The 25,789-nt window shown below is 62.2% G+C and carries 20 protein-coding genes; 9 read left to right on the top strand and 11 right to left on the bottom strand.

The window, feature by feature from the left end:
- Window positions 1-6: 6 nt before the first annotated feature.
- Entirely contained in the window at window positions 7-2,472 is a 2,466-nt protein-coding gene (locus tag V5E97_RS02600) for a DUF1553 domain-containing protein (protein ID WP_406697728.1), read from the top strand.
- A 315-nt stretch (window positions 2,473-2,787) separates the two neighbouring features.
- Here V5E97_RS02600 and V5E97_RS02595 read toward each other — a convergent pair whose 3' ends face one another.
- Entirely contained in the window at window positions 2,788-3,855 is a 1,068-nt protein-coding gene (locus V5E97_RS02595) for a DUF1559 family PulG-like putative transporter (protein WP_406697727.1), read from the bottom strand.
- Window positions 3,856-4,366: 511 nt separating this feature from the next.
- A complete protein-coding gene (locus tag V5E97_RS02590) occupies window positions 4,367-4,576 on the bottom strand; it encodes a hypothetical protein (RefSeq protein WP_406697726.1) in 210 nt (69 codons plus the stop codon).
- Window positions 4,577-4,915: 339 nt separating this feature from the next.
- Between V5E97_RS02590 and V5E97_RS02585 the strand changes: the two genes are divergently transcribed.
- A complete protein-coding gene (locus tag V5E97_RS02585; protein ID WP_406697724.1) occupies window positions 4,916-7,762 on the top strand; it encodes a M16 family metallopeptidase in 2,847 nt (948 codons plus the stop codon).
- A gap of 494 nt (window positions 7,763-8,256) precedes the next feature.
- On the opposite strand, the gene V5E97_RS02580 is transcribed toward V5E97_RS02585, so the two are convergent.
- Complete coding sequence (locus V5E97_RS02580; RefSeq protein ID WP_406697723.1) at window positions 8,257-8,646, bottom strand: hypothetical protein; 390 nt, start codon at window positions 8,644-8,646, stop codon at window positions 8,257-8,259.
- A 232-nt stretch (window positions 8,647-8,878) separates the two neighbouring features.
- Here V5E97_RS02580 and V5E97_RS02575 point away from each other — a divergent pair, with 232 nt between their 5' ends.
- The 5 genes from V5E97_RS02575 to V5E97_RS02555 all read left to right on the top strand — a co-directional run bounded on the left by V5E97_RS02575 (window position 8,879) and on the right by V5E97_RS02555 (window position 16,143).
- The gene (locus tag V5E97_RS02575) at window positions 8,879-9,979 is read left to right on the top strand and encodes a DUF1559 family PulG-like putative transporter (RefSeq protein ID WP_406697722.1); all 1,101 of its coding nucleotides are present in this window, start codon (window positions 8,879-8,881) and stop codon (window positions 9,977-9,979) included.
- Window positions 9,980-10,310: 331 nt separating this feature from the next.
- A complete protein-coding gene (locus V5E97_RS02570; protein ID WP_406697721.1) occupies window positions 10,311-11,006 on the top strand; it encodes a DUF4198 domain-containing protein in 696 nt (231 codons plus the stop codon).
- 49 nt (window positions 11,007-11,055) lie between these two features.
- Complete coding sequence (locus V5E97_RS02565) at window positions 11,056-12,018, top strand: hypothetical protein (RefSeq protein ID WP_406697720.1); 963 nt, start codon at window positions 11,056-11,058, stop codon at window positions 12,016-12,018.
- Between the two features lie 334 nt (window positions 12,019-12,352).
- Window positions 12,353-14,683: a PSD1 and planctomycete cytochrome C domain-containing protein gene (locus V5E97_RS02560; RefSeq protein ID WP_406697719.1), complete on the top strand. Its 2,331-nt coding sequence runs from the start codon at window positions 12,353-12,355 to the stop codon at window positions 14,681-14,683.
- Between the two features lie 35 nt (window positions 14,684-14,718).
- A complete protein-coding gene (locus V5E97_RS02555) occupies window positions 14,719-16,143 on the top strand; it encodes a DUF1501 domain-containing protein (RefSeq protein WP_406697718.1) in 1,425 nt (474 codons plus the stop codon).
- A 187-nt stretch (window positions 16,144-16,330) separates the two neighbouring features.
- On the opposite strand, the gene V5E97_RS02550 is transcribed toward V5E97_RS02555, so the two are convergent.
- The 8 genes from V5E97_RS02550 to V5E97_RS02515 form a co-directional block, all read right to left on the bottom strand.
- Window positions 16,331-17,404 carry a sulfate/molybdate ABC transporter ATP-binding protein gene (locus tag V5E97_RS02550; RefSeq protein ID WP_406697717.1) on the bottom strand — a complete coding sequence of 358 codons (1,074 nt, stop codon included), beginning with the start codon at window positions 17,402-17,404 and terminating at the stop codon, window positions 16,331-16,333.
- Between the two features lie 63 nt (window positions 17,405-17,467).
- On the bottom strand, window positions 17,468-18,367 hold the full coding sequence (locus V5E97_RS02545; RefSeq protein WP_406697715.1) for a sulfate ABC transporter permease: 900 nt from the start codon (window positions 18,365-18,367) through the stop codon (window positions 17,468-17,470).
- The gene (gene cysT / locus V5E97_RS02540; RefSeq protein ID WP_406697714.1) at window positions 18,357-19,187 is read right to left on the bottom strand and encodes a sulfate ABC transporter permease subunit CysT; all 831 of its coding nucleotides are present in this window, start codon (window positions 19,185-19,187) and stop codon (window positions 18,357-18,359) included. The genes V5E97_RS02545 and cysT overlap by 11 nt, the downstream gene beginning before the upstream one ends.
- A complete protein-coding gene (locus tag V5E97_RS02535) occupies window positions 19,184-20,251 on the bottom strand; it encodes a sulfate ABC transporter substrate-binding protein (RefSeq protein WP_406697713.1) in 1,068 nt (355 codons plus the stop codon). Before V5E97_RS02535 ends, cysT begins: the two co-directional genes overlap by 4 nt.
- Before the next feature lie 97 nt (window positions 20,252-20,348).
- Window positions 20,349-20,798: an RrF2 family transcriptional regulator gene (locus V5E97_RS02530; protein WP_406697712.1), complete on the bottom strand. Its 450-nt coding sequence runs from the start codon at window positions 20,796-20,798 to the stop codon at window positions 20,349-20,351.
- Window positions 20,799-20,982: 184 nt separating this feature from the next.
- On the bottom strand, window positions 20,983-21,318 hold the full coding sequence (locus tag V5E97_RS02525; protein WP_406697711.1) for a hypothetical protein: 336 nt from the start codon (window positions 21,316-21,318) through the stop codon (window positions 20,983-20,985).
- 24 nt (window positions 21,319-21,342) lie between these two features.
- The gene (locus V5E97_RS02520) at window positions 21,343-22,728 is read right to left on the bottom strand and encodes a DCC1-like thiol-disulfide oxidoreductase family protein (RefSeq protein WP_406697710.1); all 1,386 of its coding nucleotides are present in this window, start codon (window positions 22,726-22,728) and stop codon (window positions 21,343-21,345) included.
- A complete protein-coding gene (locus V5E97_RS02515) occupies window positions 22,713-23,360 on the bottom strand; it encodes a hypothetical protein (protein ID WP_406697709.1) in 648 nt (215 codons plus the stop codon). Before V5E97_RS02515 ends, V5E97_RS02520 begins: the two co-directional genes overlap by 16 nt.
- Window positions 23,361-23,937: 577 nt before the next feature.
- Between V5E97_RS02515 and V5E97_RS02510 the strand changes: the two genes are divergently transcribed.
- Complete coding sequence (locus tag V5E97_RS02510; protein WP_406697708.1) at window positions 23,938-24,600, top strand: hypothetical protein; 663 nt, start codon at window positions 23,938-23,940, stop codon at window positions 24,598-24,600.
- A gap of 276 nt (window positions 24,601-24,876) precedes the next feature.
- A complete protein-coding gene (locus V5E97_RS02505) occupies window positions 24,877-25,767 on the top strand; it encodes a glycosyltransferase family 2 protein (protein WP_406697707.1) in 891 nt (296 codons plus the stop codon).
- Window positions 25,768-25,789: the final 22 nt, after the last annotated feature.

Here is a 25,789-nt window from a genome sequence, read left to right as displayed (position 1 = left end):
TGATTGATGATCGCTGGACGAACAAAACGGTTGCGGGCACTGGCGGTCTTGTCGTTCCTGGTCTTGCCGACGCACCCCACTCGTGGCGCCGAGGTCCCGCCGGCGGCGGTCGGATCTCCGACGTCGGTGGCGGTGGAGCCCCAGGGATCGCTGTTGAGAGGCGCGCACGCGACGCAGCAACTGATCGTTTCGGCAACGTACGCGGATCGGACCGTCCGCGACCTGACCCATGCCTTGAAGTGGGTCAGCCTGAACCCGAATATCGCCACGGTCACTGCCAAGGGGAGAGTGGAGCCGCGCGGAAACGGGTCGGCGGTGATCGTGGCGCGGGCAGGGAGCGTTGAGGCCAGCGCGGTTGTCACGGTTGAGGGAATGGAGAAGTCGGTGCCGGCGAGTTTTCGTTACGAGGTGATTCCGGCGATCAGCCAGGCCGGGTGTAACTCAGGGGCGTGTCACGGCACCCCGAACGGGAAAGGCGGTTTCCGGCTCAGCCTCCGTGGCTATCTGCCCGATCAAGACTATTTCACCCTCAGTCGCGGCAGCGGTGGACGAAGGATCAATCCCATCGCCCCCGAGACGAGCCTGATCCTTCGCAAGCCACTCGGCGAGTTGCCCCACGAGGGGGGGCTTCGCCTTACTCGAAATTCGACCATCTACGAGATTCTTTATCGGTGGATCAACGAAGGAGCCAAGGATGACCCCACCGCTCCCGCCGCCGTTCGCCTTGAGGTTCGCCCCGGCGCACGAGTTCTCAACGATCCGTTCCGGACCCAGCAGATTGTTGCGATCGTTCATATGAGCGATGGGTCAACGCGTGACGTGACGCCGATCTGCTACTACAACTCTTCGAATACGGAGATCGCCGACGTCGATCCCGAAGGGCTCGTGACATTCAAAACACGCGGCGAGGTTGCGATTATCAGTCACTACCTCGACCTGGTCGCCAACGTCCGACTGACGTTCCTGGTGGATGTCCCTGGCTTCAAGCTCGTCGACGTTCCGCAAGATAGCGTGATTGACAAGGCGGTGATCACCAAGCTGAATCTGATGAAGATTTCGCCGTCCGAGCCGAGCGGCGATCGGAGTTTCATACGCCGGGTCTACCTCGATACCATTGGGACCCTCCCCCAACCCGATGAGGTCGAGGCGTTCCTGAACGACTCCGCCCCGGATCGTCGTGCCAAGGTCATTGATCAGTTGCTGATGCGTTCGGAGTTCTATGACCTCTGGAGCTTGAAGTTCGCTGACATCCTCCGGTCCAACGGTCGCCTGATTCAGAGCAAGGGGGCCATTGCCTTCAGTCGCTGGATCCGATCGAATCTGGAGCGGGACGTGCCCTTGAACCAGTTCGTGCAGGAACTTCTGACGGCCAACGGATCGGCCTTCAGTCATCCCGCGGCCAATTACTACCGGCTGAGCCGGACCCCGGAGAGCGCGGTCGAGGCGACGGCCCAACTCTTCATGGGCGTTCGCATTCAGTGTGCCAAATGCCATAATCATCCGTTCGAGCGCTGGACGCAGGATGATTATTATGGTCTGGCCGCCTTCTTCGCCCGGGTTCGCCAGAAGAAGGGAACGCAACCCGACGACGTTGTCGTTTACCTCACCCGAACGGGCGACGTCCGCCAGCCCCGAACCGGCCAGGTCGTGAAACCGAAGGCGCTCGGCGGCCCGATCCTCGATGACCCGAAAGCGGCCGATCGCCGCCTCGCACTGGCCTCGTGGCTGACCGGATCCGAGAATCCATTCTTCGCCAAGAGTCTGGTCAACCGCGTCTGGTATCACCTCCTTGGCCGTGGCATCGTCGAGCCTGTGGACGACTTCCGGGACTCGAACCCCGCTTCCAACGACGAGTTGCTCGATCATCTGACCGCCGAGTTCGTCAGCCAAGGTTTCTCCCTCAAAAAGTTGATCCGATCCATCCTCTTGAGCCGGACCTACCAATTGAGTGATCAAGTCAATGACTTGAATGGCGACGATAATGTGTACTTCTCTCATGCCTACTCGAAACTTCTGCCCGCCGAGGTTTTGCTCGATGCGATCTCGACGGTGACGAGCACGGTCACGAAGTTTGGTGATCTGCCCAAAGGCTATCGAGCCACCCAGATTCCCGATGGCAAGATCGATGATGCCTTCCTCAAAACCTTCGGCCGCCCCGCGCGTGATATCGCCTGCGAGTGTGAACGAGAGAGCGACTCGAACCTCGCGCAGGCGCTGCAATTGATCGGGGGAGCGACTGTTAACGAGAAGCTCCGGCACGACAGCGGCCGTGTGGCGGCACTCGCCAAGAGTTCCAAGTCGCTCGAGGAAATCACGCGGGAGGTCTATCTCATCGCCTTGACCCGCGAACCCACGGCGACCGAGCTTGCCACGATGCTGGAGCACATGCGAGGCTTTGAAGATCGGCGCGAGGCCGTGGAAGACCTTGTCTGGGTCCTCATCAACTCGAAAGAATTCCTGTATCGTCGATAACCTCGGCCGCCGCCGCACGCTGAACGAGGTCGAAGCCAACGAATCCAAAACAACGATCCGCGAAAGAGCAAAAGAACCGATGATCCTTACGGTTTCCGCCACGGGATGTTTGCAGTAGCACGGCCGGCCCGGCCGTAATTCCCTCGCACGGCCGGGCCGGAAATCCCTCAAGCTTCTCGCCCAGTCGCGGATCGTTGATATAAAACAAAGGGGGGCCGGGACGACGTTCGTCCCGGCCCCCTTGATCTCGTTCTCGGTGATGCCAGGCATGGGCCCGGACCAACGTTGGGGACGAAGGTCTGAGCGGCAAACAACTCAGTAGGAGTCGGCGCTGATGACTTCGCCGAAGCCGCGGGTGCCGAGGGCCCACCAGGTCGGGTAGGCGATCGAGTCTTTGATGAACTTGACGCTGCCGTCGCCGAGCAGAGCGTTGACACCGCCGGAGTGGTTGCTTGTCGCGACCTGATAGTGAGCGTGGCTCGCCTGGGTGCAGCATCCAATTCGGCAGGCATTGAATTGGGCGCCGTTGGGGGTGATCACGGTATTGAAGAGCGTCAAGCCCATGGCGCCTTGGCCCCATCGGAAACCGCGGTCATTCCGCGGGTTCGTTGAGGTGCTCGACTTGAAGGCGCCGATGCAGGCCTGGATGTCAGCCTTGATGTCGCTCAATCTCCCGCTGACATCGTACGGTTGCCCTGTGCCAAATCCAGCCGAGGCGACGTTTCCGGTCGAGTTGCCTCGTCCGAACGTCCCACTGCTCCGCTCACCCACGAGAGCCTCGGAGAAGGCGATTGTGTTTGACGTGCCGTCTTTGATGTCGGCGACCGTGTACTTTTGCTGATAGTTAAAAATGCCGGTGCTGTCGGCATTGTTTGTGCTGTAGAGCGATGTTCCGATGCTGCCGTGGTAGTTGTTCGTGTTTGTATTGCCCGCATTGCCGTCGGATGGGCAGAGGAATGAGGCAATCCTCGTGGTGAACGCCGTCGAGTTGACCGGTCCGGCCGTCCCACGATAGCACGAAAAGTTGAAGTTGATGCTGTTGTAGATCGCCATCTGCTCCATACTCGGGAGCATTTGCGCCTGGATACTCCAGCATGACCAGTTGTCTTGACTAGCGCCGGTCAAGCCGCCGGTGGCGGTGAATGACCAGCCTGTCGTTTCGAAGGGTTGCCAGGTGGCGCCGAGCGGGAAAGCATTGTTCGTAGAGTGGTAGTTGTGCAGCGCGAGTCCAATCTGCTTCATGTTGTTGACACACTGTGACCGCCGGGCAGCCTCACGCGCTGCTTGCACCGCGGGCAGCAACAAGGCAATGAGAACGGCGATGATTGCGATTACGACCAACAATTCAATGAGTGTGAACGCGGTTCTCGAACGAGTTCTCATCGTGACCCTCCCGATGACAGGAAAATACGAGAGCAAAAGAACAGAACGGTAAAAAATACCGTACTTGAATCAGAGCCGGCGCTACATCGCGGCCCTTGAATCCTGAGAGAAGGCGTGTTACGTGGGATCAGGTCGATTTTGCTCGATCCGTTTACCGATGAGGTTCGCACACACTCACCGGTTATCGCCCCATCGGAGCGACTCAAGGCAAAGTCCGGGAGAATTCCTGTCTCAGTGATGTTTCGCCCTGAAAGGGGGGCCTTGTCCGGGCGAACAGCCTGTGGTTTCGGTCGTGTTGGCCTGGCCCGTGATGACTGTCCGGTCAGGACTTGTGATTTTCAAGGTCGAGTCCCCGGGCATTAGCTTGGGCTGACCTTAGTTAGAACGCATCGTCGGCGATGAAGAATTTTAACGATACCCAGGCGTCGTCCGAGCAGGCGGCTTGGCCTCCAGGATCCGTGCCCGTTCGACGGTAATCTGCAGGAGAGGTGGAGTGATGTGCGAGGTGCAATCACCGCTTCTTCTTGGGAGCGTTCTGCTTGGCCATATAATCTTCCATTTCTTTGGTGCGGAGCGCCGCGTCCGGGTCGTCATGAACCACCGAGCCCGTAGTCTGCGCCTCTCCTCCGCCGCAGCCCGGCATCGCTGGTCCGCTGGCAAGCACAATGAAGGCAAACGCCCAAGGACGCACGGTCTGAGCAATTTGACACAATCGCATCATAGACCTCTGTTCTTGATTGAATTAATAATTTCAAAGAGAAAAGCGTATCCTTGGAATCAGGAGATACGATGTAGGGATACACCGAACTTCGTTGTGCATCAATCGGTTTTTTTGTGATTGCTTACATTTTTTCGAAAATATTTTCCGCTTGGTGATTCGGTATCTCTAAGGAGCCAGGGAGGATGGGGGGCGTTTCAACTCCCGTAACGAATGGCGGCCATTTTTTGTTGTAACAGTCGATGCGTTACCTGCCCCCTCTCTCTAGACGATCGCCCCTGCAAATGGTTAGAACGGAGCCAGATCAGACAGCTTATTCACGTTCATGGAGCGAGCACCTTGATGAAACGCGGTATCCTTTCTCTCCTGCTCGCGGCGTCGGCCGCTTTGGTGTCGGCCGGACCCCCGGCGCACGGTGACGACCGCACGCCTCAGATCCCTCAGCTCAAGGTCGATAAGTACACGCTGCCTAACGGTTTAGACGTCATCCTCCATGAGGATCACACCACCCCGGTCGTGGGCGTGAATCTCTGGTACAAGGTCGGCTCGAAGAATGAGAAGGCGGGGCGGACCGGGTTCGCCCACCTGTTCGAGCACCTGATGTTCCAGGGGTCGAAGAACCATGACAGCGAATACTTCGGGCCGATCGAGAAGGTGGGGGCCCAGATCAATGGGAGCACCAGCACCGACCGGACGAACTACTATGAGAACGTCCCGAGCAATGCCCTCGAGCTGGCACTCTGGCTCGAAGCCGACCGCATGGGCTTTCTGCTGCCGGCCCTGACACAGGCGAAGCTCGACAATCAGCGCGATGTGGTCAAGAACGAGCGGCGGCAGCGGTACGATAACGTGCCTTACGGCCAGACGGCCGAGACCCTGCTCGAGGCCCTCTATCCGCCCGATCATCCCTATCACCACAGCGTGATCGGCTCGATGGCCGACCTCTCGGCGGCCAGCCTCGACGACGTCTCGACCTTCTTCCGCACCTACTACAGCCCGAATAACGCCAGCCTCTGCATCGCGGGCGACTTCGACCCGGCCGAAACCAAGCGGCTGGTCGCCAAGTACTTCGGCCCCCTGCCCCGCGGTCCCGAGGTCGCCAAGCTTCAGCCGAACGTTCCCGTTCTGTCTGAACCCAAACATATTGAGATGACGGACCGGGTCTCGCTCCCGCGCGTGGAGCTCGTCTGGCCGACCGGCCAGCGGGGTGACGCCGACGAGCAGGCTCTTGATGTCCTCTCGATGGTCCTCGGCGGGATCGACAAGGAGAACCGGCTCTTCCGCGCCTTGATGTACGATCGCCAACTCGCTGCGCACGTCGACGCGGGACACCCGGCGAGTGCCCTGGCCGGTGAGTTCACTGTCACGATCTACGCCCAGCGCGGCCAGTCGCTCGACAACCTGGTCAAGATTGCCGACGCCGAGATCGAGCGACTCAAGAAAGAGGGCCCGACCCTCGAAGAAGTCATCAAGGCGCAGAACATCCAGGAGAGCCAGCTCGTGGTCGGCCTCCAGGCCGCGGGCCGCAAGGCCGACTACCTCAATAACTACAACGTCGAGTTCGGCGACCCGTTGGCCTATAAGGCCGAGATGGTTCGGCTCTTCAAGGTCACACCCGAAGATGTGAAGCGGGTGGCCAACCAGTACCTCACCGCCAACCGGATCCGGCTCGACGTCAACCCAGGCGACCCGACCCCCCGCAAGGCTGAGGCCGAAGTCGATCGCTCGAAGCAGGCGCCGGCGGAGAGTCCGAAGATCGCCGAGGTCAAGGACGAGTTCGATCGCTCGAAGATGCCTGAGGTGGGGCCGACCCCCAAGTACACCCCTCCTCCGGTCACGCGCCGCACGCTTTCCAACGGCCTGGAAGTGCTGATCGCCGAGCGGCACGAACTGCCGATCCTGACCCTCAACCTGGTGGTCAAGGGGGGCGAGGCCCTCGTTCCCAACGGGAAGGAAGGGCTCGCTTCGCTGACCGCCGACCTTCTGACCGAGGGAACGAAAACGCGGAACTCGCTCGAACTGGCCGGGGCTCTCTCCGAGATCGGCGCCTCGATCGATGCCAGTGGCAAACTCGAGTCGACCACCCTCTCGCTGACCACCCTGACCAAGCACACGGATCGCGGCCTCGAGCTTTACACCGACGTACTCCTGAACCCGTCATTCCCCGAGAAGGAATTGAACCGGCTCCGGGTCCAGCGTCAGGCCATGCTCAAAGCCCGGCTCGACAGTGCGGAGGGGATCTCCGGCGTCGTCTTCCCTCGCCTCCTCTACGGCCTGGAGCATCCCTACGGCCGCCCCGATCTCGGTACTCCCAAAACGATCGACTCAATCAAGCGTGAGGATGTTGTTGCATTCCATAAATCCTTGTTCTTGCCCAATAACGCCAGCCTGATCGTGGTGGGCGATACGACGCCGGACGCGATCACGGCTTCGCTCGAGAAGGCAATCAAGGAGTGGAAGCCCGGTGAAGCACCCAAGCGGGATTTGCCCGAGCCTTCGTCCTCGAAGAAGCCGGTGACGATCTTCCTGGTCGATAAGCCGGCCGCCGCGCAGTCGGTTCTGGCCGTCGGGCAGGTTGGCCTGCCGCGAGGAACCCCCGACTACTTCCCGCTGACCCTCATGAACGCGGTGCTCGGTGGCCAGTTCTCCAGCCGGATCAACCTGAACCTTCGCGAGGACAAGGGATACAGCTACGGAGCGCGGTCGCACTTCGCCTTCCGAATCGGCCCCGGCCCATTCGAGGCCGGCGGATCGGTTCAGACCGCGGTGACCAAGGAAGCGCTGGTCGAACTGCTCAAGGAGTTGAAGGATATCACCGGACCCCGGCCGGTCACTGATACGGAGCTCACCTTCGCCAAGGATCGGATCATCAAGGGCTTCCCGAACAAGTTCGAGACGACGTTCGGCGTGGCGGGGACGATGGCCGACCTGGTGCTCTACAACCTGCCGGCGGATTACTTTGCGACCTACCAGTCGAAGATCGACGCCGTGGACAAGGCTGAGGTGGCGCGGGTCGCCAAGACTCACCTCGACCCCGAGCACATGGTGATCCTGGTCGTCGGCGACCGCTCCAAGATCGAGTCGGGGCTCAAGTCGCTTCCCTACGCCAAGGTGATCAACGTCCTCGATCCCGAGGGGAATCCGCTTCCCCCCGCGGCCGCCCAAGGGGACGTGGAAGGGGCGAAGTAAACCGACCAGCCGGTTGAGTGAAGCCAATGAGCCTCGGAGAGGTCGTCGTCCAGCGACGGCGGCCTCTTTCGAGGCTCTTTTTTTCGTTTCGAACCGCGTTGAGTCGAGGCCGGGCGGCAAGGCGGGCTCCTCACTGTGGCTCAGCCGTTATCATCGCTTGTGGTTTTCTCCTGAGGTGCCCTGTTTTCTCGTGCTCTGCGCCCCGGTGTCGACTTGGTGCGCCGATGTCTTGCGTGCAAGGGGGGTGATGCTCGGCCCTGAGGCGCTACAATTTGAGATTGTAGCAAGGATGCCAGTATCTCGTTCCTACGCTCTGCGTGGGAATGCCGTATGCGACGCTCTGCGTCGTCTTCGCCGGCGGGTAGGGCCGCAGAGCGGCCAGGACGGCATTCCCACGCAGAGCGTGGGAACGAGTTGCTCCCGCGGATTTCGGCCTCCGGAGCAGACAGACGGCCCGGTTTTCTTGCGGAAAACTCTGTAATATGCAGAGGATCTCAGTTGTTTTTAAGGTTGGGGTGTATTGTGTAGGATGTGATGAAGTTGCGCAAAATTAAATAAAATGTGTTAAAATTAAAAAAGTGTATATTGATGTGAAAGTAAAGAGTTGAGTGGATTTGCTGTGTTTCATGGATTGCGTCCACGCTGGCGTGGTTGAATGTCGTTGCGAGTGGCTTCGAATTGGTTCTCGTGGACTGATGCGTGTTGGTGGTTTCAAATGTGGCATCGTCCTCTGCCACGAATCCGAAGGATGTTGGCCCCTGGTCGTCCACCACTTTTGAGTTGACGGATCGCGCCGGTGTTACTTGATCCGGCCGATAGCAGGAGTGAACGGCCACCTCACCTCCACCATTCACTTCATTGCGTTCCTCCTTCCACGCCTTCACCTCCCGGCGAGGCTCCACAGCCGACTCAGTCCGCCGATCCAGGCACAGACGGGCTCGCACTGATGTGAGCTGCGCCGCAATTCAAGCCAACATCGCCAAGTTGGAGCGACGCCAATCATGTTTTAGGTTAACCGAAAATTGGCTATTGGCGCCACGAAATCGTAAAGTTAGAATCCCGAATCTTGAGTTTTGGTGTGGCGGCAAGTTGGGGCGTTTCAAGTAAGGAGAGACCATGAGAATCCGGGCGAAGCTCGGAGGAGGCGAAGGGCCGCGTGCCGGCGTGTGCCGTTTGGATAGGCCGGCCGGGGGTGCGCCCGGTGAGATGGTGGGGGGCATGCAACCGAGGGGGGGACAGGGTTTCACCCTGATCGAGTTACTGGTGGTGATCGCCATCATCGCCGTTTTGATCGGTCTGCTCTTGCCGGCCGTCCAGGCGGCGCGGGAGGCCGCCCGTCGGATGCAGTGCACCAACAATCTGAAGCAACTCGGGCTGGCGATGCATCATTATGAGAGCACGCTGAATTCCTTCCCGGGCATGGGGGCGGGACGGCGCTGGTACTCGATCCAGGCCCGGCTTTTGCCCTTTATTGAGCAGGCGAACCTCCAGCAAGCGTTTGTGTTGGAGCAAGATCTATTCACGTTCACGGGGACATCGACTCTCAATCCAGCCCAGCAGACGGCCGCAGCCATCGTGGTTGGTCTGTTCCTTTGTCCGAGCGACGGGCGTTCGCCGGTCTTCACGGGCTATAACTCGGCGACGTTCGCTGGGACGAACTACATGGCGTCTACCGGGTCGGGGGACCCCACGCGGCTCTACTACGACTCACGCTTCCCGACCGACGGCCTGTTCTGGAGCGACTCCGGTGTCCGGCTCGCCGAATTGCGCGACGGGACTTCAATAACCATGCTGATGTCTGAGTCTTTGCTCGGGCATGGGTCCACGACGACTGGTCCGACGCCGGTCGATGGCAAGCGACAATCGGCCGGGCTTTCGGGAACCGTCAAGGTCCTCTCAGGCGTGCCGGGGAGTACACCCGTGCTGTCGGAATCTCTCTGCTCGAGTGCCTCGTCGTGGAGCGGAGACCGCGGCATCTCCTGGATTTGGGGACAGACTCCCAAGGCCTGTTTCGATGCCTGGCGACCCCCCAATGCCAGGTTCCCCGACTGTTCAACCAACGGCATCGGTTTCTTCAAAGCGTCGAGCCAACATCCCGGGGGTGTGAACGTGCTGTTTGGAGATGGGCACGTGCAGTTCGTTCGCGACAGTCTCCAGCCCGCCGTCTGGCGTGGTCTCGCGACCCGAGCCGGCGGCGAGATCCCCGGCGAATTCTGAGGTCATCCTCAGCCACCGGTTTCATCGCGTGTGGGCCGTTGATCTCCCACACACACAAGCCGCGGGCTCACCCCAAGGAGTCGGGTGACCGCCGACGTTGGCGATCGCGCCCCGATCCGAACTCTTAGAGTCTGTCTCGTAAGTTCAGGGAAACCGAAAATTGAAGGCCGTTTGGGTGCCACGGGTTCCGTACTCGGAACCCGTGCGCGCCAGGCCAAGGCATTCCCGCATGGGTTCCGAGTACGGAACCGCATGGCACCCAGCAGATCATTCAAAAGCTCCCGTGGGATTCACCTTCTGGGACAGACTCTTAATCAAAGGCTTGATTTTTATGAAACGCATCGTGTTCTTGATGGCTCTGATCAGCATCGCCCGGCCGGCTTCGGCCCACTTTGTGTTCCTTCTGCCGGGACCCGCTCCGGGCGAAGTTCGCGTGGTCTTCAATGACCAACTCCAAGTCGACGAACGCATTCCGAGCGAGCGGCTCGCGTCAACACGCCTGACGATCGTGTCTCCACAAGGAGGACAATCCACTCTCGACTGGCGTAAGGAGGAACATCACCTGAGTGCCATCCTTCCCGAGCCTCGCCCCGCCCTAGTTGGGGGTGTCACCCACTACGGCTATGCCCGATCGCGCCACACGGGCAATAAGCCGGTCCTCGTCAAGTATTACCCCAAGGCAGTCCTGGGCCAGGTTGCCGAGGTCACCTCCCTGCGGCTCGGTGACGTGGCCCGGTACGAGATCGTCCCGGTGGCGGCGGAGGGGCCGTTGCAACTGCGCGTCCTGCGAGGGAGCCAACCGACGGCTGGAGTCTCGTTCTCGGTCTTGACGGAGCAAGAATCTCCTGCGCAACGAGGGAAAACGGATAAGGATGGCTGGATTTCAGCATCCTTCGCGAAACCGGGCCGGTACGGCGTCTGGGTCAAGGTCATCGAACCGACGCCAGGCGAGTGGGAAGGCAAGCCCTACGACGAAGTCCATCACTTCGCGACTCTGGTCTTCGACGTGCCGGAATCGCAACCTTGATGACTCGCGGTCCGACTCCTTTCCTCGAGCCTCTGGAGAATCGATACTGATGGATACTCTCACCGAGACGGTGATCGGGCCATCGGCGGTGATCGGGCGGGCCGCACGACGGCTCGCCGCTCGCCCGCTGATGTACTGGACGCGTCGGCTGCACCTCTATTCCGGACTATTCCTGTTCCCCTGGGTGATGCTCTACGGGGTGACGGCCCTGCTCTTCAACCACCCCGAGGTGTTTCCGGACCAGTTCCGCCGCCGGCTCGAAGCGGCGGACGTCGCCGGGACCGGCCTCGACCGTCTCCCCGCGCCGGCCGAGGCCGCCGCCCAACTCGTCGCCGCGCTTAACAAGCCGTCGCACGGCGGCGAACGCTCACAACGCAACTACAGCCTTGTCGACCCCGAAACGGCAGCCTATACCCGCGACTTCATTGCCGCTCGTTCGCGGGGCGACAGCGAGGAGCACTCGATCGTGCTCGACCTCGAAACCGGCACAGGGACTGTCAGTACGCGAGCCCTCCCCCAGGGGGGCCGACCGCCCTTCGCGCCGGGCGACCCGAAACCCGAGCGATCTCTCGCCGAGCGCGTCAAAGCAGGCGTGCCACTCGCCCTGGAACGCAAGGGGCTGACCTCGGGAACCACGCGAATCACGTTCGCCCCAGAGCTGACCTTTCTCGTCGCCGTCGACGGAACGACCTGGAGAGCAAGCTACAACGTGCAGACCGGCGCGCTGACCGGACGCCGTCCCGAGTCGGGCGGCAATCTCAGCCCTCGAGAATTCCTGACCCGGCTCCACCTCACGCACGGCTACCACTCCCACGGCTGGGCGCGCATCGTCTGGGCGGTCTTCGTCGACGTCATGTTCGCAACCATGCTGTTCTGGGGCCTCTCCGGCTTGCTGATGTGGTGGCAGATGCGCTCGACGCGGTGGCTCGGTGGAGTCGTCCTGTGCCTTGGTGTCACGATTGCCTTCCTACTGACGATTGGAATGTATCAGGTGGTTTCGATGTCATTCTAGATCGAAACGGAGGGAGGCTGAGTGGCCACTCGTCAGGCCAGATTATTTGCGAACAAGATGTCATGATTAAATAAATAGAATGGAGTCGAATGGGCCATGTACTCAAACTGGGGCAATTGGAAAGCGAGGACGCTTTCGTGGTGTTTCCGCGCCAGAAGGCAAGCCTCGCTCGACCTGAACCAGCAAGTGACCGAAATCGCGACAACGAACTTGTGACCTGGCATCGCTCGTACCGCGAATTCCCGTGCCTTCGCCCTGAGTTATTGGCTTGGATCAGGCTGTCAGCCGCGGTATGTTGAATAGACGATTCAACCCGCGGCGCGAGACTCCTGACATGTGGCAGAACCGTTTCGGATCGATCGCGGGCGTGCTTATTCTCTTGCTTGTCGCCCAAGTCGCCAACGCAACGGGACCGGAGCCGATCGAGTTCGAGCGGGATGTTGCGCCGATCCTGACGAACCATTGTATTCGGTGTCATCGTTCGGAGAGTAAGAAGGGAGACGTCTCGCTCGAGAGTGCGGCTGACCTGGAGGACTCGGGGACCGTCGAGCCGGGCAATCCGGCTGAGAGCACACTGCTCGAAGTCGTCGGGTCGCGGCCTGAGGGGGCCAAGCCGAAGATGCCAAGGGAAGGCGCCCCGCTCTCGTCCGAGCAGGTGGCGGTTCTGCGCCGCTGGGTTGAGCAAGGCGCTGAATGGCCCAAGGGACTCGTTCTGAAAGAAAAGCCGAAAGCCGGGGCGGATTGGTGGTCCCTTCGGCCGTTAGGGAATGCCCCCCCTCCCCTCGCGCAGGAAATGCCGACGGGTTGGCCGGCTCACCCGATTGATGGGTACATCGTTGCGGGCCTGAAAGCGAAGGGACTCGTACCGTCGCCTCCGGCCGACCGAAGGACATTGATCCGCCGCGTTACGTACGACCTGACTGGTTTGCCACCGACGGCCGACGAGATCGCGTCATTCGAAGCGGATTCCTCACCCGTTGCCTACGAAAAGGTTGTCGATCGCCTGCTCGCTTCACCGCGTTATGGCGAGCAGTGGGGCCGGCACTGGCTCGACGTGATCCGGTTCGGCGAGAGCCGGGGCTACGAGCGGAACGAGATCATCCCCAACGCCTGGCCGTTTCGCGACTATATCATCCGTTCATTCAACGATGATAAGCCGTTCGACCGCCTCGTTCGCGAACATCTGGCCGGCGACGTGATCGGCAAGGATGATCCCGAGGTCGAGGTGGGCACGACTTTCCTCGTCTGTGGGCCGTATGATGATGTGGGAAACCAGGACGCGGCTCAGGCAGCCGTGATCCGTGCGAATACGCTCGACGACGTGATTCGTGCGACAGGAGAGTCGTTCCTCGGCGTCACGATCGGCTGCGCTCGCTGTCACGACCACAAGTTTGACCCCCTCAGCCAGAAGGACTATTACTCGCTCTACGCCACCTTCGCCGGTGTGCGACATGGCAACCGCACCGTGGCGACTGCCTCGGCCCGCGTCGAGCACGAGGCGTTGATCGCACCGCTTCGCGACCGCGAAGGTCGCGCGACGGCCGAAGTCGCGAGGCTCGAAGCGGCCGTCCGCGCAGCTTCGAGTCCCGACGCGATCAAGCAACTCGCCGCTGCCAAGGCCGAACGCGACGCTGCTCGCGCGGCTCAGACTTCGATCCCACCGCTGCCGTCTTGGTGGGCTGGCAAGTTTGAACCGGCGTCAGGCCCGTTCCGGATCTTTATCGGGGGCGATCCGCAACGGCCGGGAAGTCCCGTCTCGCCGGCCCCCTTGGGGGTCTTGAGTCCTGTTCTGCCGGGTTATGAGTTGCCGCCTGACACGACGGAATCGAGCCGACGGCTGGCCCTGGCCGAGTGGATCATCTCCCCGCGTAACCCGCTCACTCCGCGCGTGCTGGCGAACCGCCTCTGGCATTACCACTTCGGTACTGGCCTGGTCGACACGCCCAGCGACTTCGGGTTCATGGGCGGGCAGCCGAGTCACCCCGAACTGCTCGACTGGCTGGCGCGTCGGCTCCTCGATGACGGCTGGAGGCTCAAGCCGCTGCATCGGCTGATCGTGACCTCAATGACCTACCGGCAAGCCTCAACTTATCGTGAGTCGGCGGCGCGCGTCGATGGAACCTGCCGCTCGCTCTGGCGGTTTCCGCCGCGACGCTTGGCGGCCGAGGAAGTGCGTGACACGATGCTGACCGTCGCTGGCCTGCTCGAGCCGCGGATGGGCGGGCCTGGCTTCAAGCTGTACGCGTATTTTCAAGACAATGTGGCGACTTACAAGCCGCTCGATCGTCCTGGTCCGGAAACGTACAGGCGAAGCGTCTACCACCACTCGGCCCGTGCCAGCTACCTCGACGTCTTGTCCGATTTCGACTGCCCCGATAATGCGCTCGGCACACCGCGGCGGGCGTCGACCACGACCCCTCTCCAGGCGCTCACGATGCTGAATCACGGGTTCGCGGTTGATACGGCCCGCGCCTTCGCGGATCGCCTCAGCCGCGAGGCCGGCAATGTTCCCGACGATCAGTGTCGTCGCGCCTTTGTGCTCGCCTTCGGCCGCGCCCCGACCGTCGAGGAGGTTGCTCATGGGTGCCGTCTGATTGAGGAGTATGGACTTCCCTCGCTTTGCCGAGCGCTCTTGAACGCGAGCGAGATGATCTACATCGATTGAGCGAGCCTCGTCGATATCGCAACATCGAGGACGACATGAGATATCCTCTCACCACTCGCCGCGACTTCCTGGGTGACGTCTATACGGCGATGGCCGGACTCGGCCTGAGTGCATTGCTGACGCGCGAAGGGGGCTCGGCCGAGTGGCAACCGGGTCGAGGACTCACTCACCATGCGCCAAAGGCGAAGCGGGTCCTGCAGATTTTTTGTCCCGGTGCGGCGTCGCACATCGACCTCTGGGAGCATAAGCCCGAGCTCGAGAAACGCCACGGCACCCCCATGCCGGGCGAGGAGAATCTCGTCTCGTTTCAGGGGAAGAATGGCAACCTCATGAAGAGCCCCTGGCCGTTCGCCGCGGCCGGCCAGTCGGGCAAGCAAATCTCGACGCTTTTGCCCAACATGGCACGGCATGTCGACGATATTGCATTCCTGCATGGGATGAACTCGAAGACGAACACGCATGGGCCTGGCTGCATCTTCATGAACACGGGCCGGACGACCGAAGGGTTCCCAGCCGCCGGGGCCTGGCTGTCCTACGCTCTCGGGAGTGAGAACGACAACCTGCCGACGTACGTCTCGATCACCGACGTCCGTGGTGAGCCGCCCAACGGCAAGGCCAACTGGAGCAATGGATTCCTCCCCGCTCGTCATCAGGCCGTGATGATTAACTCACAGCAACCCGTGCGGAACCTGGACCGGCCGGCCGGAGTCTCGACCGCCGAGGATCGCGACACGCGAGCGCTCATCGACAGCCTCAACCAACGCCACGCCGAGAGCCATCCCGGCGACAGCGAACTCCAGGCTCGGATGGCCGCCTACGAACTCGCGGCGCGAATGCAACTGTCAGCCCCCGAGGCCACCGACCTCGTCGGCGAGTCGCGCGCGGTGCAGCGGCTTTATGGCACCGACGACCCGAACCCTCTGAAGGCGGCCTATGCCCGAAACTGCCTGCTCGCTCGGAGAATGCTGGAACGGGGCGTGCGCTACGTAAATCTCTACTGCGCATCCCGCGCATCGGGAGTGGACGGCTTGCTCAACTGGGACGCCCACAAGACTTTGAAGGCCGATTACGAGCGGCACTGTCCCATCTTCGACCAGCCGACTGCGGCACTCCTGACCGACCTGAGCTCACGCGGCCTCCTTGAGGACACGCTCGTGCTCTGGACGACCGAGTTCGGTCGCATGCCGACCCACCAGCAAGGAACCACAGGCCGCGACCACAATCCCGACGGATTCACGTGCTGGATGCTCGGCGCGGGCGTTCGGAAAGGCGTCAGTTTCGGTGAGACCGATGAGTTCGGCCGCCGCGCTGCGGTGGACCCGACCAGTGTGTGGGATCTCTATGCGACCGTGCTTCACCTCGCCGGGTTCGACCACGAAAAGCTCACCTGGTACCACGACGGTGCGAACCGCCGCTTGACCGACGTCCACGGACGCGTGATCCGAGAGGTGCTTGTCTGAAGCCCGTCGCGCCGGCTGCCTACCAGCACCCCTTTGGATTGGGGCCGGCGTTGTCACTCCCGAGCTCCTCAAGGCGGCCAACGAACTTGTTGGGGATGAACGTATACGAGCAAAGCCCCTGCCGAAGAATGGCAGAGGCTTTGGGAGAAATCGGTTTGGCTTGTGAGTCGAGTGATGGAGATCGACGTCAGATCACATAATTTTCCACGAATCGTTTTGATTCGTGGAACACCTTCCAGTCCTTGGGCGAGACGTAGATATCCTCGCCGTCGGCCAGGGCCAATTCCAGGCAGCGCTCGCGGGTGAGCTGAACGTTGAGTGTGGTGCCGTCGAGGAGTGTCAGGTCGAGCCGGACGAGGCCGCCGAGCGGGATCAGCTTGCGGATTCGGGCCGTCCAGGCGGGCCGGCCGTTGCTCTGGCGGGTGATCTCGAAGTCGTGCGGGCGGACGTAGACGGCCGAATTGTCGTTGGAGTTGGCGACGTCGAGGGGGAGCGGCTCCTCGTCTCCCAGCTCCATGCCGAGCACCGTCTCGGCGCGGAGGACGTTGACCGAGCCGAGGAACTCGGTCACGAACGGGGTCGCCGGGTGCTCGTAGAGCTCCTGGGGCGGGCCCATTTGCTCGACCCTCCCCTTGTTCAGGACGATGACCTGGTCGGCGACCTCGAACGCTTCTTGCTGGTCGTGGGTGACGAACAGGCTCGTGACATGGACCTCGTCGTGGAGCCGGCGGAGCCAGGTGCGGAGCTCTTCGCGGACCTTGGCGTCGAGGGCGCCGAAGGGCTCATCGAGGAGGAGGACCTTGGGCCGGGTGGCCAGTGCCCGCGCCAGGGCCACGCGCTGTCGCTGGCCGCCTGAGAGCTGCGAGGGGTAGCGGTCGGCGTGACCCAAGAGCTGGACCAGCTCCAAAAGCTCTTCAACGCGGGCCTTGATCTCGCCGGCCCGAGGCCGAGGCTTCTGGACCTGGAGCCCGAACGCCACGTTCTGGCGGATGGTCATATGACGGAACAAGGCGTAGTGCTGGAAGACGAATCCCACGCCCCGCTGCTGCGTGGAGAGGTTGTTGGCGTCCTCCCCTGTGATCTCGACATCGCCCGAGTCGGCCGGCTCGAGGCCGGCGATGATCCGCAAGATCGTGCTCTTGCCCGAGCCCGAAGGGCCGAGCAGCGCGACGAGCTCGCCGGCGGGAACCTCGAACGAGACATCACGCACGGCTTGGTATTTTTCGAACCGCTTCGATAGATTTCGGACTGCAATGGCCACGTCAGCGCCTCCCGCTCGGGACCGTTGCCAGGCACCCGGTCGTCTCTGGGTCGTGAAATATCATCAGGATTCTTCGCGAGCTTCGACACGTTTGCGAAACTGTTCCATGCCAATCAACATCACGAACGAGACTCCCGCCAGCAGGACGCTCGCGGCGTAGGCCCCCTCGATGTCGAAGCTCTCGATACCGTCGTGAACGTAGAGGGTGGCCGTCTGGGTCCGCCCGAGGATGTTTCCTGAGACCACGAGCAAGGCCCCGAACTCGCCCAGTGAGCGGGCGACGGTCAGGGTGACGCCGTAGGCCAGGCCCCAGCGGATCGACGGCAGGGTCACGCTCCAGAAGGTCCGCCACCGGCTCGCGCCCAGGGTGTATGCCGCCTCTTCCTGGTCGACCCCGAACTCGCGGAGGACGGGCACGACCTCGCGGACCACGAAGGGGAGCGTGACGAAGGTTGTGGCCAGGACCATGCCCGGCAAGGCGTAGACGACCTGGATCCCCATCGGCTCGAGCCACTGGCCGATCCAACCCTTACCGCCGTAGAGAATGATCAACATCAGCCCCGCGACGATCGGCGAGATCGCGAACGGGAGATCCACGACCCCGTCGGCCAGGGTCTTGCCCCAGAAGTTCTGGCGGGCCAGGACGATCGCCAGGGCCAGGCCGAAGACGGTGTTGACCACCGTGGCCAGGACGGTGATCAGCAACGTCAGGCGGAACGCTTCACGCGCCGAGGGGGCGGCCAGGGCGTTGAGGAAGGGACGAAACCCTCCCGCCAGGGCGGCCCGGACCAAGGCGAGGGAGGGGACCAGGACCAAGATGGCGAACCAGCCCACCACCAGGCCGATCAGGAGCCAGCGGCCCCAGGGAAGCCGATCGCGGTTTGGCTGGGGCGCGGTTCGAGTCGGCGTGGCAGGCCTCACGTCCACTTCCACATCCGCATCGACGTCAAGTTCAACGGCCATGAACTGGCCTCCCATGCCGCTGCAACCGGTTGAGAACGATCAGGATTCCGAGCGAGCTGGCGAGCAGGACGACGGAGACGACCATGGCACCGTGGGGGTTGCCGCTCTCGATCTCCCCGAAGATATACATCGGCCCCGTCTTGGTCTGGAGCGGCCGGTTGCCGGCCACCATCACCACGCTGCCGAACTCACCGAGGGCTCGACTGAACGCGAGCGCCGTTCCGGTCAGGACGGCCGGCCAGAGGGTCGGGAAAGTGACCCGTCGGAAGATCGTGAACGACCCGGCGCCGAGGGTTGCCGCCGCTTCCTCCTCGGCCGGGTCCATCTCCAGGAGGACCGGCTGCACGCTCCGGATCACGAACGGATACGAGACGAAGAGCAAGGCGAGGACGATCCCTGGTTGCTGGTAGATCACGCCCCAGCCGTGGCGACCAAGGAACGAGCCCAGGACGCTCGTCGGGCCGTAAAGCGCGACCAACATCAGGCCGGTGACCACCGTCGGCACCGCGAACGGGACGTCGATCAGGGCGTTCATGATCCCCTTGCCGGGGAACGAGTAGCGAACCAGGACCCAGGCGGTCGCCGTACCCATGACCGCGTTGATGAGCACCATCACCAGGGCGGTTGCAAACGTGAGCTTCAGGGCGTGCCAGGCGAACGGGTTGGTCAGCTCTTTCCAGAACGCCGCGAGGCCCGGTTCCGCCGCCCGGACGCTGAGTGCCGTCAAGGGGAGAACGACCATCAAGGCCAGGTAGGAGAGGGCCGTTCCGCGAAGCACGAGGTCGGATTTTGAGGCGGCTGTCGGAGAGGGGCTGCTCATGGCGTGCGGCCCTTGGATGGAGTGAAGAGCGAGTCCCAGACCCCGCTCGGGCCGTACACGTCTTTATTGATCTTGGTCCAGCCGCCGAGGTCTTTCATGGTGAAGAGGCGGGAGGGAAGCGGGCGTCGTCCGGGGGGATCGAGCTTGGGGTCGAGGGCCCGAAATCCATAGTCAGCCAGGATTCGCTGGGCCTCCTCGGTGCGGAGGTATTCGAGGAAGGCCACGGCCACCGCGCGGTTGCCGTGTTTCTTCACCGAGCTCTCCACGATCGCCGCCGGCCCCTCAATCTGAAGGGTGGCCGACGGGATCACGTAGGGGGCCTTGATCCCTTTCCGCTTGTCCTGGAGGAGCAGTTCATTCTCATAGGTGATGATTGCGTCGCCGGTGCCGCGTTCGAAGGTCGCCATGCTCTGCCGGCCCGAGCTGTCCATGTTGACGACATTGGTTTGGACCCGGCTCAGCAGGTCGCGGGCCGCGGCGGGATCAGGCTGTTTCGGGTCTTCAAGCAACCCTGCGCCGTAGATCGCGTTGATATTCCATTTCGCGCCTCCCGACGTCTTCGGGTCGGGGTAGAGCACCCCGACGCCCGGCCGGGTCAGGTCGTCCCAGTCGTCGATGCTCGCGGGATTCCCGGGGCGGATTCCGATCACGACGATGCTCCGCGTGATCAGGCCGCGTCCCGGCCCCGATTTCCAGTTCTTGTCGACGATGCCTGCCTTGACCAGTCGATCGATGTCCCCATCCAGGGAGAGGACGGCCACATCGGCGTCGAACCCGGAGACAATCGCCCGGCTCTGCGCCCCCGAGGCGTTGTACGACTCCTCGAACCGGACCAGCCGTCCGGTCTTCTGTTTCCAGTACGCCGCGAACCCGGGCAAGATTTTCTCGCGGAACGCGTCGCGGACGACCGAGTAGGCCCCAATCGTCAGCGTGTCGTCGCTGTTTCCAGCGCCACGAACCGGGCCGCACCCGGCGGCGGCCAGCAGAACGAGGCAGAGGCCGTAGCCGCTGAGACGCGCCGATGCCCGCAAGCGGCCGATGTTCGGAGAGGTCGCTTGTTCCATTGATCCCTTCACGCGGCGGCATACGCCGATGTGATCCCGGCGTCTTTCGCACGCCCTGTCAAGAGACGCACTTCGTCTCTTTTGTATGCTTGAGATTTCAGATGACCCAGTCGCCGACGTATCCCCGTTTCCGCTCATGGTTCTCTCGGACCAGGTCGGCAAACGTGGTCCGATCAACAACGTCGGAAATCGCCTGGCGGACCCGGCCCCAGAACCCGTAGAAGTGGCATTCGCCGTGGAATTCGCATTCCTTGTGACGCGACTGGCTGACGCAGTCGACGGGCGCAATCGGTCCGTCGACGTACCTCATGATCTCGCCGACGGTCAAGTCGTCGGCGGCGCGCAACAGGCGATAGCCCCCTTCAGCTCCGCGCCGGCTCTGCACGAATCCGCCCCCTTTGAGCTGGCCCAAGATGACCTCGAGGAACCGGATCGGGATCATCTCCCGCTCGGCGATCTCGGCGATCTTGAGCGGCTCGGAACTCGCATGTTCGGCCAGGGCGTAAATCGCTCGAACCGCATAGTAACACTTCGACGAAACACTCATCGGTGCCTACCCCGCACAGGATTTAGGAAATCATCTCTATTTCGACCAGAGAAGTCAAGATGGCGCTTCACGCCAGCCCGCTACGGAGCTGGCGGAGGAAGGCGGGCAATCTTTGGGAGTCAGTTGGTGTCGTCCGGAGAGTTGCCTGGCTCGGCCGGCAATTGAGGAGGGGGTGTCGTGCGGATCAGTCGATGTCGTCCTTCATCCCCAGTTCAATTTCAGGGGCCGATTCATCAATGGCGAACTCGACGATGCCCAGTTGCTCGCCAAGGCCTTTGGGTGCAAATGAAAGCAGGCCCCGGCGCTCCGCGCAGGCCATGCAAAGTCGTTCGTCGCCGCGGAGCACGACGATTTCGCCGTCATAGACGCGATGGTAGTAGTCTTGGCCGGGGGCCATCATGTAGCAGAATTCACGATCGTTGCCCACTTTCTGCCCCACGCGCCAGCCGGGTTCGAGCAAGTAGAGACGGCGTGGTGGGCACTCACCACCCTGATCGGCGCGACTTGGATTGAGGTTCATGAGGGCGCTCTCCCGGCTTCAGCTTCAGGCCACGGACGAAGGAGGGTGGATGCCGCAGATGTCGTCGGTGCAGACAACGTCGCGAGGGCGCGAGGCCGCAATTGCATTGTAAGCCCGGTGGCCGCCCCAGGAAAGAATCGGAAGCGAGCCGATCAGCCCCAGCGGCCAGAACAAGGGAATCCAGCGCCCGAGCGTGACCACGGCGTCGTAGCCGACATCGATCCGGCCGTCGGTCCGAACCACGTGCATCGCCTTCATGCAGGCGGCCTTGGTCAGGCTCGGGTGGATCGTCGCCACCTCGACGGCGGTCAGGTCCACCGGTTCGAGCATGCGGTCGGGGTCGCCGGCCGCGAGCAGAGCCATCGACGCCCGACAGCGCGGGCAGGCGCCGTCATAGAGCACGCGCCCTTTCGGTTGATTGTCGCCGGTGACCAGACTTCTCAGCCAAGGGCCCGAGACGAAGGCGAGGTTGCCCGCGAACATGGCCAGCCCGAACTCGGTCAGCCCGGGGGCGGAGATCGCGATCCCAGCGTGCATGAGCAACGCCGTGAGCAAGACCAGGGGGCGGAGCACCCGCACCCAGATGAGGATCGGGTACCCGACCTCGAACACCAGGGTGGAATGAGTCATGAAGTTCAGGAGCCACGGGTAAGCGGCCAGCCAGGTGAGGTCGAACTGACCGAACTCGGCCGAGGCGAGCACGCCCCAGATCGCCGTCCCCGACCACCAGCTTGGCCCTTGGAGCTTCGCCAGACCGGCCATCCCGTAGATCAAGATCAGGTGGAGCTGGATCAGTCGAAGCGCCAGGTTGGCCGAGACGGAGGGCGCGGGGAGGCCCGACGGGACGACCCAGCGACCGTCATGGCGCCTTCGGGCGACCGCCGCGCGGGCCTGGCGATACCGCGACAGGAAGCGGTCAAGCGAGACCGCCTGACCACTCGCGAAGGAGAACGCCAGGTAGAGCGTCCAGGCCGAGATGATCTGGTCGAACCCGAACAGCGAGACCGGAACCCGCCGCGAGATCGAGACCACGATGACCCAGGCGAGTACCGCCGTCACCCGGCTCCAGAGGCCCACCGTGAACATCGCCACGATGACCAGGCAGGCGACCCAGACGGGGCGCAACAGGGCGTCGGGGACGAGGAACCAGAACGACCAGGCGGCCGGTGCCTGCATCCGGTTCACGAACCGAACCGACTCGGGATCGGCCCAGCCGTCCGACCCGAAGAAGGCCTGAAGATCAAGCCCGTAGACGAGCAAGCTCCAGAACAACAAGGCCCCGACGCCGATCCGAATCAGGCCCAGGACGGTCGGGTCGGCCGGGGTGAAAAAAAAGACGTTCCAACTGCGAATGACCGCGTTCCAGAGGGTCGCTGGATAGTCGGCCAGGCTCTTCATAAGGCGTCGCAAGGGAACTCTCCGATCCGTTCCGGCGTCGTGTAAAATTCCTCGGCATCGAGGTTCACTCGCGGGCGGCCTGGGGCCGCGAGTTCTTGCCGGACCTGCTCGAGGTCCGGAATCAGATGTGTCTGCGTGAAGAGCGTGATGGTCGTGGCGCCGGGACGGCTCTTGGCGAGATGCCGCGCGTACGACCGCGCCCAGGTGCTCCGGGTGCCGTCGCCGGTCATGGCGCGGGCGGTCTCGAAGTCGACCACCAAGTGGTTGGCCAGGGCAAGTTGGCGTTGATAGCGCAAGCTCGGACGAACGGTTCGGTCTGGCAGCCGAATTGTCTCGTCGGGGCGGCCGTCGGCATAGTGGATCGTCGCCGTCGCGATCGGGGTCGGAGGAGGCTCAGGGGCGTAATAACGGTAGGTGTAACCCTGGTCGATCCGTTGGAGATAGCCACCAAAGGGGCGGACGAGCTCCTGCTCGAGGACCGAGGCCGGGGGAGCCGCCAGGGCGCCGGCGAGCACCGCCGTTCCGTGGATCAGCAACCCCAACGATGCCAGTCCACGCGCCCAGCCCGGCCACCCTCGCTCGGGATGAGGTTGGTCTGGGCTTTCTGGGGGGATGGTCTCTGATTTGCTGATTTTGCTCGCCAACGGCCGCTCCTTTTTAGATTTCGACAGAGCCGTGAAGAACCCACTCGGAAGCCAGGGAGTCACCCCGGTTCGAGTCCATCCGCGACGGTCCTTCATCCGAGAGGAAGCCCGCTGCGCTGAGTGCTCAATTGGCCGCCGAGCGGATCCGAAAAACGGTCGTTCTCGAAGCAGAGTGAACCCGTCTCATTTGTCGCAAGTTTCGTCCTCGCAACGGGTCTTCTCATGCCCTGATCCTACAACCCCCATGAGGTCAGGCCAATAGCGATCGAAAGATCGACTATTAGGAGTATTCGTAAAACTTGCTATAAGCCTCCCAGGTGGGTGTTGCCTCGCTATTTTCACAGGCGGAGGTTGCAAAGGCGTCATCCACGGATTACACTTTGCGTGGAATGAGAAGAGTTTAGCGAACAAGGCAACTCGGCGGATTGCTGGGGTGGGGCCGATCGGCTCAAATGGGGCGAGCTTAGGTCCCGAGCATCCGACTGATTACGAAGGTACGTCCAGTAGTGGTTGCCGGCCCCGCGTATTGGTCATCTCGAATTGCACCAGGAGGTCTGAGATGCAGGGAACGATTGTTATGTTGATGGCCCTTAGTGGCCTTGGTTGTCACCACAAGAGCTGTGGCCCAACCCCTGCCCCATCGTGCTACAGCGCCTGCTATAGTGCTTGCTACGGCGGCTCGGCACCTGTTAGCTACACGACGTACGTAGCCCCCTCCTGCTACTCTTCGTGCTACAGCAGCTGCTATTCCTCATGCTACAGCGGCGCCAGCGCTTGCTATAGCAGCAGCTGCTACTCCTCTTGCTACAGCAGCAGTTGCTATTCTTCGTGCTACAGCGGTAAGCATCATCGCGGTGGTTTGTTCCGTGGCCTCTTCGGTCACAAGCGGAACCGGAGCTGCTGCGATGCGGCCTACGCGACCGTGAGCTGCTACAGCGGTTGCTACGGATCGAACTACGCTCCGGCCGTCTACGGCAGCTACACCCCGGTCGTTTCGGGCGATATCTACGCCACGAGCCAGGCCTACCCGACCGGCCAGGCGACCTGGAGCCCCACGGCTCCGACCGTCGCCCCGGTTGCCCCGGCTGTCGCTCCGACGACCCCGGCTGCTGATGTTCCTCCCGCTCCGGCCGCCGCTCCGGCTGTTGATGTTCCTCCCGCTCCGGTTCCCGCGGCGCCCCCCGCCGAAAGCACCCCGCCGCCGGCCCCGGCTCCGGCCGCCACCGCGCCCCCCCAATAATGATCTCTCAGGCATACTGAGGTGACCAAGTCCCACACGCGGGGCTTTGATAATCGAGGGCCTGATCGGCCCCAACGGTCCATCGTGGCGTCGCGACGCCACGATGGACCGCTTTATTTGGGCCAGGGAGATCGCCGGGCCTTGTTTGGGAGAGTGAGCCTTGTGCTAGCTTTCTCAGATCGGCTTCGGTTATAATCCCTCGCACACAAAGCCGTCCGGCGGGGATAGGCGCCTGGGCGTTGCTGCCAGTCAAGGGAATCGAAGGAACGTCTCCCGATGTCTACCACCCTCCCGCATTCTTCGTCCATGACCTCTTCAAATTCAAACGACGATCAAGACCAGCTCTCAGCGACTCCCGACGACGATCATGCGCGTCGAGAATGGCTGATCCACAACCTCGGCGAGCCTGTCTGTCGGCAGCTCGGCATTTACCGGATCCCCGATGACCTCGTCCTCTCCGTGGTCATTCCGGTTTACAACGAAGTTCATACCCTGCATGAGATCCTGCGGCAGGTCCGTGCCGTCCCGATCGCCAAGCAGATCATCCTCGTTGATGACTGCTCGACCGATGGCACCACGGATCTCCTTCGCAAGTGGGCCGAGACGGAGTCCGACCTGACGATCGTCTTCCACGAGAAGAACCGGGGAAAAGGGGCTGCTCTCAGAACGGGCTTCACCCATGCGACCGGGCAGATCGTCATCGTTCAGGACGCCGACCTGGAGTACGACCCCGCGCAGTACCCGCAATTGGTTCAGCCGATTGTTGAGGGCAAGGCCGATGTCGTCTACGGTTCTCGGTTCAGCGGCGAGTCGCACCGGGTCCTCTACTTCTGGCACACGCTGGGCAACAAGTTTTTGACGTTCCTGTCCAACATGTTCACGAACTTGAACCTGACGGACATGGAAGTTTGCTACAAGGTCTTCCGACGCGAAGTGATCCAGGGGATTACCCTGGAGAGCAATCGGTTCGGGTTCGAGCCGGAAGTGACCGCCAAGGTCGCCCGGTTCAAAGTCCCGGCGATTGAGAACCGGCCGTCTCGGCGGTGCCGGATCTACGAAATTCCCGTCAGCTACAATGGGCGGGATTATCGCGAAGGGAAGAAGATCGGCTGGAAGGACGGCGTGCAGGCCTTGTACTGCATCGTTCGCTACGCCGTGGCCGACTAGTCAAGCAGATCGTCGCCTTCTT

It is taken from the genome of Singulisphaera photorubra (genome assembly GCF_045290345.1).
Classification (GTDB): Bacteria; Planctomycetota; Planctomycetia; order Isosphaerales; family Isosphaeraceae; genus Singulisphaera.
Note: the sequence above shows the minus strand (reverse complement) of the source record. Positions and strands in the feature narration are given on the sequence as shown.